The sequence below is a fragment of the Rothia aerolata genome, assembly GCF_014635585.1.
GTDB classification, from domain to species: domain Bacteria; phylum Actinomycetota; class Actinomycetes; order Actinomycetales; family Micrococcaceae; genus Rothia; species Rothia aerolata.
Genome location: NZ_BMDC01000002.1, coordinates 17320 through 32168, shown reverse-complemented (window position 1 = coordinate 32168; position 14849 = coordinate 17320). Strand labels below are relative to the sequence as shown.

At 61.5% G+C, this 14849-nt stretch carries 13 protein-coding genes and 1 riboswitch; of the genes, 5 read left to right on the top strand and 8 right to left on the bottom strand.

The window, feature by feature from the left end; all coding sequences use genetic code 11:
- Positions 1-8: 8 nt before the first annotated feature.
- From IEV00_RS06370 to IEV00_RS06360, 3 genes are read right to left on the bottom strand one after another with little or no spacing between them, the layout of a single operon-like run.
- Entirely contained in the window at positions 9-812 is an 804-nt protein-coding gene (locus IEV00_RS06370; RefSeq protein ID WP_229723115.1) for an energy-coupling factor transporter transmembrane component T family protein, read from the bottom strand.
- Positions 809-2416, bottom strand: coding sequence for an ABC transporter ATP-binding protein (locus IEV00_RS06365; RefSeq protein ID WP_188359525.1), 1608 nt, complete (start codon positions 2414-2416; stop codon positions 809-811). The genes IEV00_RS06370 and IEV00_RS06365 overlap by 4 nt, the downstream gene beginning before the upstream one ends.
- Positions 2417-3010 (bottom strand): ECF transporter S component, encoded by a 594-nt coding sequence (locus IEV00_RS06360; RefSeq protein ID WP_188359524.1) that lies wholly within the window; start codon positions 3008-3010, stop codon positions 2417-2419. It abuts the gene before it with no gap.
- 61 nt (positions 3011-3071) lie between these two features.
- Positions 3072-3171: riboswitch (TPP riboswitch) on the bottom strand.
- A 161-nt stretch (positions 3172-3332) separates the two neighbouring features.
- On the opposite strand from IEV00_RS06360, the gene IEV00_RS06355 reads away from it, so the two are divergent.
- The gene (locus IEV00_RS06355; RefSeq protein ID WP_188359523.1) at positions 3333-3599 is read left to right on the top strand and encodes a DUF4235 domain-containing protein; all 267 of its coding nucleotides are present in this window, start codon (positions 3333-3335) and stop codon (positions 3597-3599) included.
- Positions 3600-3686: 87 nt separating this feature from the next.
- The gene (locus IEV00_RS06350; RefSeq protein ID WP_188359522.1) at positions 3687-5024 is read left to right on the top strand and encodes an MFS transporter; all 1338 of its coding nucleotides are present in this window, start codon (positions 3687-3689) and stop codon (positions 5022-5024) included.
- Here the strand turns inward: IEV00_RS06350 and IEV00_RS06345 are convergent.
- Both IEV00_RS06345 and dcd read right to left on the bottom strand, forming a co-directional pair.
- Positions 5021-6166, bottom strand: a complete 1146-nt coding sequence (locus tag IEV00_RS06345; RefSeq protein ID WP_188359521.1) for a hypothetical protein — start codon at positions 6164-6166, stop codon at positions 5021-5023. The two genes, IEV00_RS06350 and IEV00_RS06345, sit on opposite strands and share 4 nt — an antisense overlap.
- 18 nt (positions 6167-6184) lie before the next feature.
- Positions 6185-6769, bottom strand: a complete 585-nt coding sequence (gene dcd / locus IEV00_RS06340; protein WP_188359520.1) for a dCTP deaminase — start codon at positions 6767-6769, stop codon at positions 6185-6187.
- Between the two features lie 160 nt (positions 6770-6929).
- Here dcd and IEV00_RS06335 point away from each other — a divergent pair, with 160 nt between their 5' ends.
- Together IEV00_RS06335 and IEV00_RS06330 are read left to right on the top strand one after the other, a co-directional pair.
- Complete coding sequence (locus IEV00_RS06335; protein ID WP_188359519.1) at positions 6930-7973, top strand: MauE/DoxX family redox-associated membrane protein; 1044 nt, start codon at positions 6930-6932, stop codon at positions 7971-7973.
- A 75-nt stretch (positions 7974-8048) separates the two neighbouring features.
- The gene (locus IEV00_RS06330) at positions 8049-8669 is read left to right on the top strand and encodes a class I SAM-dependent methyltransferase (protein WP_188359518.1); all 621 of its coding nucleotides are present in this window, start codon (positions 8049-8051) and stop codon (positions 8667-8669) included.
- A 30-nt stretch (positions 8670-8699) separates the two neighbouring features.
- Here IEV00_RS06330 and IEV00_RS06325 read toward each other — a convergent pair whose 3' ends face one another.
- Positions 8700-9398, bottom strand: a complete 699-nt coding sequence (locus IEV00_RS06325) for a hypothetical protein (protein ID WP_188359517.1) — start codon at positions 9396-9398, stop codon at positions 8700-8702.
- A 75-nt stretch (positions 9399-9473) separates the two neighbouring features.
- On the opposite strand from IEV00_RS06325, the gene IEV00_RS06320 reads away from it, so the two are divergent.
- A complete protein-coding gene (locus IEV00_RS06320; RefSeq protein WP_188359516.1) occupies positions 9474-10445 on the top strand; it encodes a zinc ribbon domain-containing protein in 972 nt (323 codons plus the stop codon).
- Between the two features lie 149 nt (positions 10446-10594).
- On the opposite strand, the gene IEV00_RS06315 is transcribed toward IEV00_RS06320, so the two are convergent.
- On the bottom strand, positions 10595-12511 hold the full coding sequence (locus IEV00_RS06315; protein ID WP_188359515.1) for an NHL domain-containing thioredoxin family protein: 1917 nt from the start codon (positions 12509-12511) through the stop codon (positions 10595-10597).
- A gap of 112 nt (positions 12512-12623) precedes the next feature.
- Positions 12624-14816, bottom strand: a complete 2193-nt coding sequence (locus tag IEV00_RS06310) for a bifunctional copper resistance protein CopD/cytochrome c oxidase assembly protein (protein ID WP_188359514.1) — start codon at positions 14814-14816, stop codon at positions 12624-12626.
- Positions 14817-14849 lie beyond the last annotated feature (33 nt).

Here is a 14849-nt window from a genome sequence, read left to right as displayed (position 1 = left end):
GAACGGCACTACTGCCAGAGGAAGGTGAGCTCCCCCGCAGCAGCCGAAATACTGTAACCTGCGGCAATCAAGAGCAGACAGCCGAGAAAGAAGAAGAGGTCGCCACGCGAGTAGGTGACCTGCCGTGCCCAGGTACGGGGCTCAGGCCCGCCAAAGCCCCGGGCTTCCATGGTGGTGGAAAGCCGGGTGCCCCGGCGGATTGCCTGCACCAGCAGGGCGAAGGTCTGCCCACCCACGGTTTTCAGGGTCTGCCAGGGATTATCCCTGCCCCCCAAACCGCGAGCGCGGCGGGCCTGGCCCAGTGCGTTCCACTCGGTAAACATTAGGCCCACCAGGCGCAGGGCTGCCAGGGCTGCCAGCACGAACCGCGCCGGTAGCTTGGCGGTCTGGGCCAGGGAATCGGCGATGTCGGTGGGGTCGCTGGTAGCAATCAGCAAAAGGCCGGGCAGAACCATGGCAAGGCCACGCAGCATTAGAGCGAAGCCGGTTGCCAGCGAATCGGTGGTGACGAGCAAGAAGCCGATTTCCAGCACTACCCTGCCGGTTTTCTCGACCAGCAGGGCGGTTGACCAACCCGAGAGCAGGGCACCGAAGAGCACTGGCCAGAAGCGGCCCAGGAGCCGTAGCGGGTGCACTCCCACAGCCCGCAGGGCGATGAGTTCTAGGAGCAGAATTGACCCGGCTGAGACCCAGTCTTTGACCAGAATCAGGGCCAGGGTCATCAGTAGGGTTGCCAGCAGTTTCACTCCGGCGTTGAGCCTGCCGATAGCCCCCTGTTTTTCTACCGAATCGGCAAAGAGATCGATGTTCACAGCTGGCCCACCCGCCTCATCTGCCCCGCACGCTCGCCGCCGACCGAGAAGGCTCTCCCGCCCAGAGCGCGCACAAAATCCATGTCGTGGGTAATAGAGATGACCGCGGTTCCGCCTTCTACCAGCTCGCGAATGAGCACCACGAGCTCGGCCCAGGTCTTGGCGTCCTGACCAAAGGTGGGCTCGTCCAGTACCACAATGGCCGGGGCCGTGGTCAGGGCGCTGGCTACCGACAGGCGCCGCTTCTCCCCGCCCGAGAGGGTAAAGGGGTTGGCATCCTGTAGGGTGTCCAGCCGCAGCCGCTGAAGCAGAAAGTCGGTGCGCTCGGCCAGCTCCTCCTCATTGAGGGGGCTCTTGCGGATTCGGGCAATCTGGCGCGGGCCGAACTCCAGTTCCTCCCGCACGGTGGGGCGAATAAACTGCTGTTCGGGCTCCTGAAAAACCAGGCCAATGCGAGAGGCAAGTTCCGCTGGCTGCCAGCTGGCTATGTCGCTGCTGACAGTCTGAGCGCTACGGCTACCCGAGGCGGCATCACCCATGAGGGAGGACGACGCCCGCAGTGGCTCCTCTGCCTCTAGCCGGCCAGAAACCGGGTAGAGCAGGCCCGCCAGGGTCAGCGCCAGGGTCGATTTTCCGGCGCCGTTGGGCCCCAAAATGCTCAGGTGCTCACCCGAGAGCACCTGGAGCGAGATTCCCTGCGCCACCGGCTCAAGCTCCAGCACGGGGCTCTGCCCCGCCGCCAGGTCGCGGGCGCGCTGCTTACGCTGTTTGCGGCTGGGGTAGGCACGGGTAATGCTAAGGTCTTGCGCGCTGACCAGCGGGGTCTGCTTGCCGGTCACGGGCTGAGGAGTCTGCGGTAGGTAATCGGGTACCCACACCCCCGCCTCAATCAGCTCGGCCCTCGCCTCGCGAAGTACCGTCTCGGGGGCGCCGTCGTGGGTAATGCCGCCGTTGGAACCGAGCACAATCACCCGATCCATGTGCTCAGCCCAGATACCGACCCGGTGCTCAATCACCACCAGGGTTGCCCCCGTGGCGGCCTGGGCGTCGAGGACGGCGCGGCGCACCTGTTCCACGCCCGCCGGGTCGAGGTTGGCGGTCGGTTCGTCCAGTAGGAGGGCGCCCGGGTGCATGACCAGAATACCGGCCAGGCCCAGGCGCTGTTTTTGCCCGCCGGAGAGGGCGGAGGTCGATCGGTTGAGGTCCAGGTCTTCTAGGCCCACCACCCGCAGGCACTCTTCTACCCGCCGCCAAATTTCCTCACGGGCAACCCCCAGGTTTTCGGGGCCAAAGGCGACGTCGTCTCCCACGCGGGCCAGCACCACCGACGACTCGGGATCCTGCTGCATGAGACCCACGACTCCGCGGGCTTCAGCCGGGGCGAGACCGCCCACCGTGAGGCTACCCAGCTGGGTTTCGCCGTCGTCATCGTGAATTACCCCGGCCATAGCGTGGAGCAGGGTGGACTTTCCCGCGCCGGAAGCTCCCAGCAGCAACACCTTCTGGCCCGGCTCAATCACAAAGTTAAGACCGGAAAAAGCCGGCTGTGCCCTGCCGGGGTGGTGCCAGCCGAAGTCTGTGGCCTCGATACCCGCCGGTTGCATCTAAGCCCTGCGCGCGGTGCGGCCAGAAGCCAGCGACGAGAGCACCCCGGTCTTGGCCAGGGCAGCGGTCAGGGCCCAGCTGACGATACCGGAGATAATCGCCCCCGACACAGCAAAGCAGACGGTGTAGATCACGGCTTTGATGCCCACCATCTCAGAGGCGTAGTAGATGATGACCTCGGAGAAGCCACCGATAGCACCGGCTAGGGCCCCGGCGAGCATCGCGGTGCCCAGGTTCCAGACCCGGTAGACAAAAATAGCGAAAATAATCTCGGCTCCCAGGCCCTGAATCAGGCCCGAAAGCACCACGGTCCAGGAATACTCGGTACCCAACAGACCAGAGACAATAGCCGCCAGCAGCTCCACATAGAGCGCGGCGCCGGGCTTACGAATCACATAACCACCCAGCACGCCGCCGAGCAACCAGGCACCGCCCATCAGCGGGGCGTACTCGGGCGCTAGCGCCAGGGCTGCGGTTGAAACCGGGAAAATGATATTCGACCAGAGCCAAAAGAGCAGACCGCAGGCAACGGCGAGAACCGAAGCCACCACAATGTCATTCACGCGCCACTTCAGCGCAGATCTTCTTGCCATAACAAAACCTTCCAAAGAATGTGGAAGGGGAGCCTGCGCCATTGACTGGCGGCACAGCACAGTTCACGAGAACTCGACTTCCTCACGCCGGTATTAGCCGGATCAGGTTCGAGGGTCTGCTTGCGCACTCTCAGCACCTAGGTGCTCCCCTGTCGTTTCATACATCGCCCGAGCAAAGGGCGAATGTCTCCAGTATAGGCACCGGGTTCAGACCAACCAAAATCTTTCGTTTTTTGCGCAGAAACCCGAAGGCAAACAAGACAGTATGCTTTTTAACCGCTAGGCTGGTTACGTACAACTCACAAGAAATATGGAGTGAATAATGAACCCGATTCAGCTTGCAGGCACCGCTGCTTCCATCGGTGGCGCTGCCCTGGCCAACAAGGTACTAGCAGCATCCTGGAAGAAGATCACCGGTAACGAGCCTCCGGCCTCCAACCCTGATCCCGACGAGCGCTGGCGCGACATCATCGTCTGGGCCATGCTTTCCGGCGCCGTAGCAACCATCATCAAGGTGGGCATCACTCGCTCCGCAGTGGTCTACGATTCCAAGCGCAAAGAAAAGCACGGTGGCCAGGAAGAAATCTAATTGATTCCTGAACTTTGAGTTAAACTGCTCCGCTCACACGGTGGGGCAGTTTTTCTTTGCCCGCTGAGCTGAAGTAACCTAAGCAACATGACACAGCAGACACTACAGCCCCAAACTCCCCCGGTTACCCGCCGCACTATTGCGGCCTGGGCAATGTGGGATATTGGCGATGCCGCCTTCAACGCAATCATGACCACCTTTGTGTTTGCTGTTTATCTGACCTCCTCTGCTTTTGGCGACCCCGCCCACGCCTCCTCGGTCATGTCTACCGGCCTCACCCTGGCGGGCCTGCTGATTGCCCTGCTAGCGCCGGTTACCGGCCAGCGATCTGATGCTTCAGGCCGCCGCGCCTTCTGGCTGGGCTTCAACACTTTAGCAGCTGCGGTGCTCATGGGCCTGTGTTGGTTTGCCGCCCCCTCTCCCGACTTTCTGCTTTTGGGGGTCACTCTGATCTGCATAGCCAACGTGCTCAACGAGTTCGCCTTTGTCAACTACAACGCCGTGCTACCGGAAATCTCCACTCGGGAGAACGTGGGTCGCATCAGCGGTATCGGCTGGGCCTCGGGGTACTTCGGCGGCATTGTTGCCCTGGCCCTGGTGCTGGTATTCTTCATCGGGCTGGGTGATAGCGGTGGTCTGCTGGGCATACCCACCGGAAATTCCGAGAATATCCGTGCTGTAGCGATTTTCTCTGCCCTGTGGTGCACGGTCTTTAGCCTGCCCATTCTCATTGCGCTCGCCCGCCGCGACCGGGCCCGCCCTGCGCTGACCGCCGGTGAACGGGTGAGCTTTGTGCAGTCCTACAAGAATCTTTTCCTCACGCTCAAGCGCCTCTACCGGCAGGCACCGCAGACCCTCTACTTCCTGCTGGCCTCGGCGGTCTTCCGCGACGGCCTGACCGGCGTCTTTACCTTCGGCGGAATCCTCGCCGCAGGCACCTTCGGCTTCACCACCACGCAGGTTATTATTTTTGCCATCGTCGGCAATATCGCGGCGGGCGTGGGCGCGCTGGTAGGCGGTAAGCTGGACGACGCCGTGGGGCCCAAGCGCGTGATTATCGGCAGCCTCGCCGGTATTTTGGTGGCGGCCGCTCCCCTGCTCTTCTCCCAGGCAACCTGGCTGTTCTGGATCTGCGGTCTCTTCCTCTGCCTTTTCGTGGGCCCCGCCCAGTCAGCCTCGCGCACCTACCTCTCCCGCCTAACCCCGGCCGGGCAGGAGGGAGAAATCTTCGGGCTCTACTCCACCACCGGCCGCGCCACCTCTTTCCTGGCGCCCGGCCTTTTCACCCTCTTCGTCACGGTGCTCGGCGCACAGATCTGGGGAATCCTGGGCATCATGGTGGTGATTGGAGTAGGCCTGCTGCTGGTGCTTCCGCTGGCTCCCGCACCGCGGCAGGTTCGACTCAGCGATACCCCGCAGAGCTAGGCCGCCTGCTGAAGCACCCGAGCCTCTACCATCTGCTCTATCACGCGGGAAAAGTCTTCCCCGGGAATCGGGCCGTATATTTTCTCTAGCTGGACTTTGAGCTCTCCAAGACTCACCGCTTGCCCGGCAGCTAACCAGCAGTCTGCGGCAAAAGGAGACAGCTCAAAAAACTGCGAGTCCTGCAGAATCAAAAGCCGCTCGTCCATCAAAAAACCGCTCGCGGCAGGGGCCCTGTGCAGCTGCCCCCGCTGAAGAGAACCTGCCTCAGTCGGGGCAAAGTATTTCACCGGAAAAGCCTGTGCCAGCGTGGGCTTTTGCAGGTTCTCTCGCAGTAGGTCAAGGGCTTGGTGAATCTCGTGGTAGGTCAGCCTCTGCACACCACCGCAGGCCTCAATAAGCGCAATCAGCTTCCCCACGCCGTCCTCGGTCTTCACCAGCCCCGAGGTCTGCTCAACGATTTCCAGTAGAGCATCGGCGAGCGCAACAGGCTCCAGGTGGGCCTCAACCGGCTCCTCTCGGCGGTCCAGCAGAATAATTCGGCGCAGGGTATAGGAGAAGTCGTCGGGGGCAGCGGGGCTCAGCCCCGCGGCGGCGGGATCGTACTGGACCTTGGGCTGGTGGGGGTTGTCGATGACAGACAGCGGCTTAGGGTAGGGGCGTACCGTGTGGTTGGGCTGAACCACCGCAGTTTCGTCGGAGAGGTAGGCAAAATGCCGACCCAGAAAGCGGGCGGCGGTGGTCTTGCCCCGGCCCGAAGGCCCAATCAGAATCATGGCGGCGCGGCTTGCAGAATCCCCCAGTGCCGCGGCGTGAAAGAGACTGAGCTTTCCAGCCAGCGCCTCCAATAGACGTAGGGTAACCTCAACGGTCAGCCGCTCCTGCGCCCGCGCGGCAGAGCGCACATGAACCAGGTGGGGAGTATAGGAGCCTTGCCGGCCAAACTCCGCCAGAACCTCGCTCAGATTCCGGTCGGTCAGCAGAATAGTTCGGGGCTGCCCCGCGGGGGAATCCAGTTCAATCTCCCGCGGCTTCATGCTGGCCCAGGAGAGGCGCACCGCCTCCACCAGGTCAGCCGAAATCCCCGTATCAAAGGCGATGTTTACCTCAACCCCGGCGGGGCTCAGCGCTAACCCGCGGAACATGACCACCCCATCTGAAGCCTAATCTGCCTGAATCTCGGTACGGTGAAAGTTCAGATAAGACCGCGAGGCTGTGGGGCCGCGCTGGTCCTGGTAGCGGTTGCCATAGGCACCGTCACCGTAGGGGTGCTCGGTAGGGCTGGTCAGCTGGAAGAAGCAGAGCTGGCCCACCTTAGAGCCGGGCCAGAGCATAATCGGCAGGGTTGCCATATTCGACAGTTCCAGGGTCACATGCCCCGAAAAACCGGGGTCAATAAAACCGGCGGTCGAGTGGGTCAGCAGCCCCAGACGCCCCAGAGATGACTTACCTTCAAGACGGGCAGCGATATTATCGGGCAGGGTGACCTTTTCATAGGTGGAGCCCAGCACAAACTCACCGGGGTGCAGAATAAAGGGCTCATTCGGGTCAACCTCTACCAGGTGGGTGAGCTCCGACTGGTCCTGAGAGGGGTCAATGTGAGCGTACTTGTGGTTATCAAAGAGGCGGAAAAACCTATCCAGGCGCACATCCACCGAAGCGGGCTGAATCATCGCCTCATCAAAGGGCTCCAGCACAATGCGGCCGCCGTCAATTTCCCTACGTATATCCCGATCTGAATAAAGCACACTCTAAAAATAGCGCAAAACCCCACCTCACCGCCCGCTACGCGCCCAAGAAGAAGCCCTGTGCTCAACACCAAGCCCCTCTCGCTGACACAAACTCACCCCCGCGGCGTCCTGCGGGCTAAGCTGAACATAAACTTGCCCCACCGAAAGAGGAGCGTCTGTGACCCCCCTGGTTCTCTGTTCCCTCATCATTATCATCACGCTGCTCGCCAGTGGCGTGGCCAAAGCGAAAGATCGTGCCAGCACCGCCGCCGCCATTGTCAACCTCGACCTCGACCGCTGGCTACCGTTCAAGGCGGTCTCCCGGGTTCTGCCCGCCGGTGAAATCGTGCTAGCCCTGTGGTTGCTTCTGGCACCGGGCTGGCTGGGGGTTCTCGGCGGTATCGCGGCGGTTCTCCTCTTCGCCGCCTACTTCGGCGTGATTCTTCGGGCCCTACTCGCGGGCAACACCGCCAGCTGCAACTGTTTTGGCGGGGCTTCCACCGCCCCTATCTCCGGCTATACCCTGCTGCGCAACCTTGCCCTGCTGGGCGCGGCGGTTGGCGCCCTCATCGGTGGGATGGCCACCGACCGCTCCGCGCTGGGACAGCTCTTAGCACTGGACGCCGCCGGATGGCTTTGGCTGCTCGGGGCGGCTCTAGCGGCACTTGCCTTATGGGCCATGTACCGCTCGGAGCTGCTGGCCGAGCCGGCAGCGCAGCAGGTGGCTGGGTCCCAGCAGACTGCCCCGGCACAAACCGGTGAAGAGCAGGGCGAGATCACCCAGTCAGAGCAGGCCGAAGAAGATTACATCCGCCTGCCCATTCCGTTTGCGGCGCTGACCCGCCCCTACCGCGGGGAAACCGTCTCGCTACGAGAACTGGCAGCACAGCAGGCGCGCGTTCTGATCTGGGTCTCCCCCGGCTGCACGCCCTGCCGAAAGGTGCTTGAGCGGGTAGAAACCTGGCAGCAGAAGCTACCCCTGCTCAAAATCAACCCGGTGGTCTCTACCGAATCGCAGGTTTCCCAGCTGGGATTGCCCGCCGAGATAGAGGTTTTCGTCGATGAGCAGTCCTCCACCGAGCGCCTGTTTGGGCTCGGCACTCCCCTGGCGGTGGCCCTGGGGGCAGACGGCCTGGTAGCGGGTGGCCCCGTGATAGGAAGCGGCGATGTTGAGCAGTTCATGGAAGACATCATGACCGAGTTCGGTGTGAACCAGACCTAGTTTCTCCATCGCGATTGCACCCAAGCAAAGCGGTAACGTTAGGTATAAGAGGCTTTTAGTCTAGAAGGAGTTTTCATGCGCGAGAAGTCGCTCTGGCAGATTCAAACCGAACGCAACCCCCAGCACTCTGAATGGTACATTCAGCGCTTCAAGACCATGGCCGAGCAGGGCCAGGATATTTGGGGCGAAGCTCGCACCCTCGATGCCATGCTCCCCCGGGGCGCTAAGGTTCTGGACGCCGGTTCCGGCCCCGGCCGTCTCGGCACCTACCTGTACGAGCGCGGGCACCGGGTGACCGGCGTCGATATTGACCCCAAGCTCATTGAGGAAGCTCAGCGGGTCTGCCCCGATGCCACCTGGAAAACCGCGGATCTCACCGATTTGCGCGAGGTCCTGGGGCTGGCTGCCGACGCCGAGTTGGGCGTCGAGGGCTTCGACGCGATTCTCTGCGCCGGTAATGTGATGACCTTTTTGGCGGCCTCAACCCGCCTGCCCGTGCTTGAGAACTTCCGTGCGGTGCTCAAGGAGTCAGGACGCGCGGTAATTGGCTTCGGTGCCGGCCGCGGCTATGATTTCGCCCAGTTCTTTGAGGACGCCGCCGCGGTGGGCCTGCGCGTGGAGCAGAAGTTCTCCACCTGGGACTTGCGCCCCTTTACAGAAGACTCAAACTTCTTAGTAGCGGTGCTGACCCGCTAGCTTCTTTCTAGTGACCGAAGGTGCCCGGGACTAGCGCAGCACATTGAACTGTTGCAAGGTTTCCTCGGGCAGCATGGCGCCTGCGGCAACCAGGGCAAGCACTATCACAGAGACCACGGCCACGGTGGCTGACTTCCAGCCGGGGTGCAACTCATTGAAGGTCACCAGGCCGGGGTGCTGCTTGTTCATCTGCACCACGTTAATGCGCGGGTAGACCACGGTTTGGGCTGAAATATCGGCGGCAATTTTCCGCATGGTCTTGTGGTCCCAGATTCTACCGTCCAGCCGAAAGACGCTCTTGCCCTTGGCGTTGACCGCCCACATGGCAGGGACTCCCCTGGCGGTCAGCGACTTGGCGCCGCCGTCGGGAAGGTTAGTCGCCTTCTTCGGGGCCAGCCGCTCGGTAAAGACCGTGCGGTCAATCTCAGCAAGCTCAATGACCTTCCAGCCCACAATTCGCCCGCTCAGCAGGTGGGTCTTGGTTCGCACCACAATGGTGGGCTTGAGCACCGAATAGACAGCGATAGCCACAATCACCACGACAACCACCATCATCAAAGTGTAGGGCAGAGCAAAACGGCGGCGGGTCAGCAGAAAAAGAATGCCCACAATCACCAGCGCCGGGGGCAGGGCAGTAAGAATTCTGCGATGGTAGGAGACGATTCTCGGATAGTAGGATGCTAGAGCCTCGCCATATTTTTCAGGTACCTGGTGCGCGTATTCAGCCATAGGAATATCCTAGGCGGCTGGTCTGAGAATAGGCTTGGTTACACGCCAGTGTTCTTTGTGAGCTAGATTAGAGGCATGCGTTTTTCATCGGGTGTTGATCGAGTATTTGTCGGTTGGTTCGTGGGAGTTCTCACCGCTGTGCTGGTGGCGCTGGGTGCTTTGGCGCTGATTAACCGCACGGTCTATGAACCCTCCGGGCAGGTCCGCCAGTATTTTCAGGCGCTTCGAGCCGGGGACGGCGAGCGGGCTCTGGGAATCCTCGGAGCGGAAGTTCCCGATTCTAACGCCGCCATGCTCAGCGGTGAGGCGGTCAGCAATTCCCTGAAAAACCTCAAGAATCTCACGGTTAAAAACACCGAGATTCAGGGAGACCACGCCACCGTCACCGTTGCCTATACCCTGGGTGAAACGCCGCAGACCACCGATTTTCACCTGACGAAAGTGGGCTCCCACTGGGGTGTATTCGACCAATGGCATATTGACTCCACCGAACTGCCCACCGTTCACGTTTCATCTTCCTCGGTCGATGCCGCCACACTGAACAACGAGAAGGTAGCGGTTGATAACGGCAACCGCAACTTTGCGGTCTTCTACCCCGGTGAGTTTACGGTCGCCTACGAGTCCTCCCTGTTTTCGTCCCAGGAACAGACGGTGGCGGTCACCTCGCCCACCAGCACTCCCGAAGATCTTATGGTGAAGCTGGAACCTAGCGAATCAGCCATTAATTCCGTGCGCTACCAGGTGCAGTCGCAGCTGGATAAATGTGCCACTCAGAACACCCTCTATCCGGCGGGCTGCCCCTTTGAGTACCCCTTTGACGGACGCGTGCAGGGTGATGTCTCCTGGAAGATTACGGACTATCCCGAGCCCTCCCCCACCGTTGACCAGACCGGCCGCTGGGTGCTGGATGATTCCCGCGGTACCGCTGAGGTCTCCTTTACCGAGCTGGATCTGTACACCGGCAAGACCTCGCAGGTCAAGCATGAGGTACCCTTCACCTACTCGGCCAACCTGCAGGTGACCGATACCGAGGTGACGGTCGAGTAGAGGGGGCAGGAGCCCAACCGTGAGGAAAGGGCGATGGACGCCTTCCCTGCAAGCTGGCTGGGGCTGGCGTGAATCGCATGCGAGCGCCAGCGAGCCTGCGAGAGGGTCAGCTTGCAGGGGCGTCCATCGCCCCTTTTCTGCAGGGGCTACTAGTTGACTCCTCGTAGGTCCAGCACCAGGTCGCTTTCGTCGTCCTCAGAGCCGGTGACCACCACCGGAATGCCCCAGTCCTGCTGGTAGAGGTGGCAGGCGGCGTGATCGGGGATTTCACCGCCGGGTTCGCCGTCGCAGGACGCCGCTCGGGCGGTGATGTGCAGAACCGCCTCTTCAATTTCGGGGTTGAGCACCAGGGAGCGGGTCAGGCCCTGGGAGGTTCCGGCGCCTTCGAGAATGAAGTCTTCGGGGGTGGAAGAAATCTTCAGCTGGGTGGGGTCGCCCCAGCGGGTATCGAGCTTTTGGCCGGCAGGGGCGGTGAAGCGGGATTCAAAGTTGAGGGTGCCGCCGGTGAGCCGGGTGGCGGGCCGGGCTGTCTGTGAGGCTCCCTCGTTGACCTTTTGCACGTGCTCGGGAATCGCTACACGGGTGAGCTCGTGAGCGTTGGATTCAACCACGATCAGGCGAGCGCCCTCGTCGGTGGTTTCTACCAGCACGTCTGAGGGTTCAGCCAGGCCCCGGGCCAGGGTGGTCAGTTCCCCGCTGGCGGGGTCAAAGCGGCGGATTGCTCCGTTGTAGGTATCGGCAACGGCAACAGATCCATCGGGCAGGGCGGTGACGCCCAGGCAGTGCTGCATCCGGGCTTCTTCGATGGTGCCGTCTACAAAGCCGAAGTCGAAGAGGCCGATGCCGATTGCGGTTTCAACCCGCACCGCGCCGTCCTCAAAAACGATACGGCGCAGGGCGGAGGTCTCAGAATCGGCGGCCCAGACCGAGCCGTCGGCGGCCTCCGCCAGGCCGGAGGTCTGCGCGAACCAAGCCTCATCGGCAGCGCCGTCCTTGAGCCCCTCAGCGCCGGTGCCTGCGAAGACCGCCAGCTGGCCGGTCAGCGGGTCAAAGCTGAAAATCTGGTGGGTGCCCGCCATAGCGACCAAAAAGAGAGAGGCGGAAGAAGACCACACGATATCCCAGGGGGAGGAAAGCGCAACGGTCAGCGGGTCAGCACCGGTAGCAATGAAGTTGGGGTCGGCGGAGCGGGCATTATCTGAACTAGTCAGGCGTTGCTCGCCGTTGCCAGCTACGGTTTTTACCTCACCGCTGGCCAGGGAAACCGCGCGCAGGCGATGGTTGACCGAGTCGGCAACCAGCACATCGTAGCCCAGCTGTTCGCGCAGGTGCTCGGGTACCAGGGCAAAGCCCTGGGGCTCGTTGAAGCGGGCTGCCTCGCGGTCACCGTCTGCCCAGCCCTTCTGGACGCCGCCGATACGAGAAATCTCGGTTTGCAGGTCTTCTTCAACCTGCACCAGGCGGTGCCGCGCCGTATCGGTTACCAGGTAGCCGCCGCCCAGGCTCTCGGGCAGGCGGGCCGCCTTACCGGGAAAGGCAAAAACACCCTGGGGCTTGGGGCGGGGCACATAGGGGCCGTTACCGCGGTGCAGGGTGCCCTTGGCCTCGTGCTCCTCGGCCAGCTCCCGCACCAGGGAAATCAGTCCCTGCACGTGGCCCTCGCCGGAGAGATGCGCCACCACGTAGCCCTCGGGGTCAACCACCACCAGGGTGGGCCAGGCACGGGCGGTGTAGGCGCTCCAGGTGGTCAGGTTGGGGTCATCCAGCACCGGGTGGGTAATGTCGTAGCGGTCTACGGCAGCTGCCAGGGCATCGGGGTCGGCCTCGTGCTCAAACTTGGGAGAATGCACGCCCACCGTCACCAAAATGTCAGAGAACTCTTCTTCCAGCGGGCGCAGTTCGTCTAGCACGTGCAGGCAGTTCATGCAGCAGAAGGTCCAGAAATCGAGAATCACGATTTTGCCGCGCAAATCCTCAAGGCTCAGTTGCTTCTCACCGGTATTGAGCCAGTTGCGGCCCACCAGTTCTGAAGCGCGCACCCGGGTGCTACGAAGGTTCTCTGCCATGGTTTAGTCCTTGAACGTCAGGGGTAATCTTCTATTGCTACCAGCCTAACCAAGGGCAAAGCCCGCTGAGAAGTGTTGCAAATTTTGCGGACTGTTACACGGGTAAAGAAATCTAGCGCCGGGACTGTTCATCCCGCTCAGCCAGCTTCTCAAACATCTCGTTGTAGGCGTTCAGTTCGGCATCGCCGTCGCGGTCTGCCTGCCGGTCTTCCCGCTTCTGCACCTTTTTGTCATTGATAGACCACTGCACGGCAACGGCCACCGCAATAATCATGGTCGGTAGCTCGCCGATACCCCACATCAGGGAGCCACCCAGCTTCTGGTCGTCAATGGCGGGCAGACCCCAGGGTCGGCCCATGTTGCCGAACCAGGAGGCCGCCAGCAGGGACTCCATGTTCATCATGGCAATGCCCACAAAGGCGTGGTAGCCCAGGGTGGCAATCAGCAGAATCAGGCGAATGGGGTACATGGGGCGGCGCGGAATCGGGTCAATGCCAATGAGCACCAGGCTGAAAATGTAGCCGGTAATCAAGAAGTGCACGATCATGAATTCGTGGCCCACGTGGTACTTGAGAATAAAGTTCAGCACCGGAGTAAAGTAGACCACCACAATGGAGCCGGCGAAGTTCACCGCGGCAAAGATGGGGTTGGTAATCACCTTTGACCAGCCCGAATGTACCAGGCGAAGAATCCACTCGCGGGGACCACGGGTGCCGTCCTGCCGGGGTTCTAGCGCGCGAAGGAGCAGGGTAATCGGAGCGCCCAGCACCAGGAAAACCGGAACAATCATGGTCAGGGACATATGCTCAACCATGTGGGCCGAGAAAAGCACGCGGCCATAAATGGCCAGCCCGCCCGAGGTTACGTAGTTGAGCAGGAAGAGGCCCCAAAGCCAGGAGAGTAAACGGGCTAGATTCCAGGTACCACCGGCCCGACGCACCCTAATATATGCCCAGATGTAGATATAGGCGGCGAAGAGACAGAAGGCCACCCAGAACCAGTCGAAACGCCACTGGGTAAACCACTCGGCAACGTGGGGTTCGGGCGGTAGGTCGTACCAGGTGAGAATTCGCGCCGGGGAGGCTCCCTCATCGAGGGTTTCGGGCACCGGCGGGGCTGTTCGGGACAGGGACGCCGCCAGGCCACTGGTACCGCCCATCAGCACCAGCTCCACCAGGATAGCGGTCCAGAGCCCGCGGGTTTTAGAGACAGAGCCCTTTTCCATCGCGGGTATCAGGGTTAGGCGGTGCAGGGCACCGATAGCACCCAACAGCATGGTCAGGGCAAACTTTGAGAGAATCAGGCCACCGTAGGCTGTGCTGAAGAGCTCCCCCAGGTTATTCATGCGCACCGCGGCATTTAAGATTCCTGAGAGGGTCACCAGAATAAAACCACCCAGCGCCAGCGCAGAGTAGCGACGCAACACCGCCACCGCCATGGGTACCCGGCGGCCAGCGGCGTCCCCGCAAGCCCGGCGGCTTCCGGCAATCGTTGCTTCCCCGGCGTCATCGGAGCTAATCAGCCGCGAGAGAAAGACCAGGGTAATCAGCCCACCGCACCAGATGACCACGCCCAGCAGGTGCAGACCCAAAGAATTGACCGCCCCCATGTGGTCGGCGCCGCCCGATGAGTGGCCGCCCAGAGCCATATCGATAATTCCAATCAAGGAAATTGCCAGGGTCAAAAAGAGACCCATGAGCGAACGAACGCCAAAGACCAGGGTTGCTACCACGGCGGCGACCACCACGGTGGTGGCCTCCTGCATACCCGACTCAATGGTGGTGATGTAGCTGAGGAGCTCAGAGGTGTAGGAGTTAGAGAGGCTGACCGGCCGACCGGAAATATCGGCGTAGGCCAGTACCAGCACCGCCATAGCGAAGATGGTCCAGGTAACCGCCGCGGACGCCGCTAGGTTGAGTACCGCGGTGAAGGCGGGGTATTCTTCGCGGTCTGCTACCTGCTGCTTGGAGAACTTGTGGGCGGTGTTGAGCCGTAGCTTTCCCCGAGCCGAGTCGGCGTAGCGGGGCACCACCGCCATAGCAAAGAGAATCGCACCCATGGTGGTGGTCATTGCAAAGTTATGGACGGTTTCCGCTACCGGTAGGGCCCAGCGCACAAAGGCACCGGCATCGGCTAAATCGGTGGCGCTGTTGGAGCCGGTCAGCGCCAAAGAAACTAGAAGAAAAACCAGAGCTGCCGCAGGAAAAAGCCAAATCCAGTGGCGGGTTACACCGCTGTGGTACTGGAGGCGCTGGCCCGTTGTCCGGTGCGAAGTCTCCCGGCTCGGCAAGGTTGACTGCGACATAATCTCAATTCTGTGTTGAAGGGGTGAAGATAA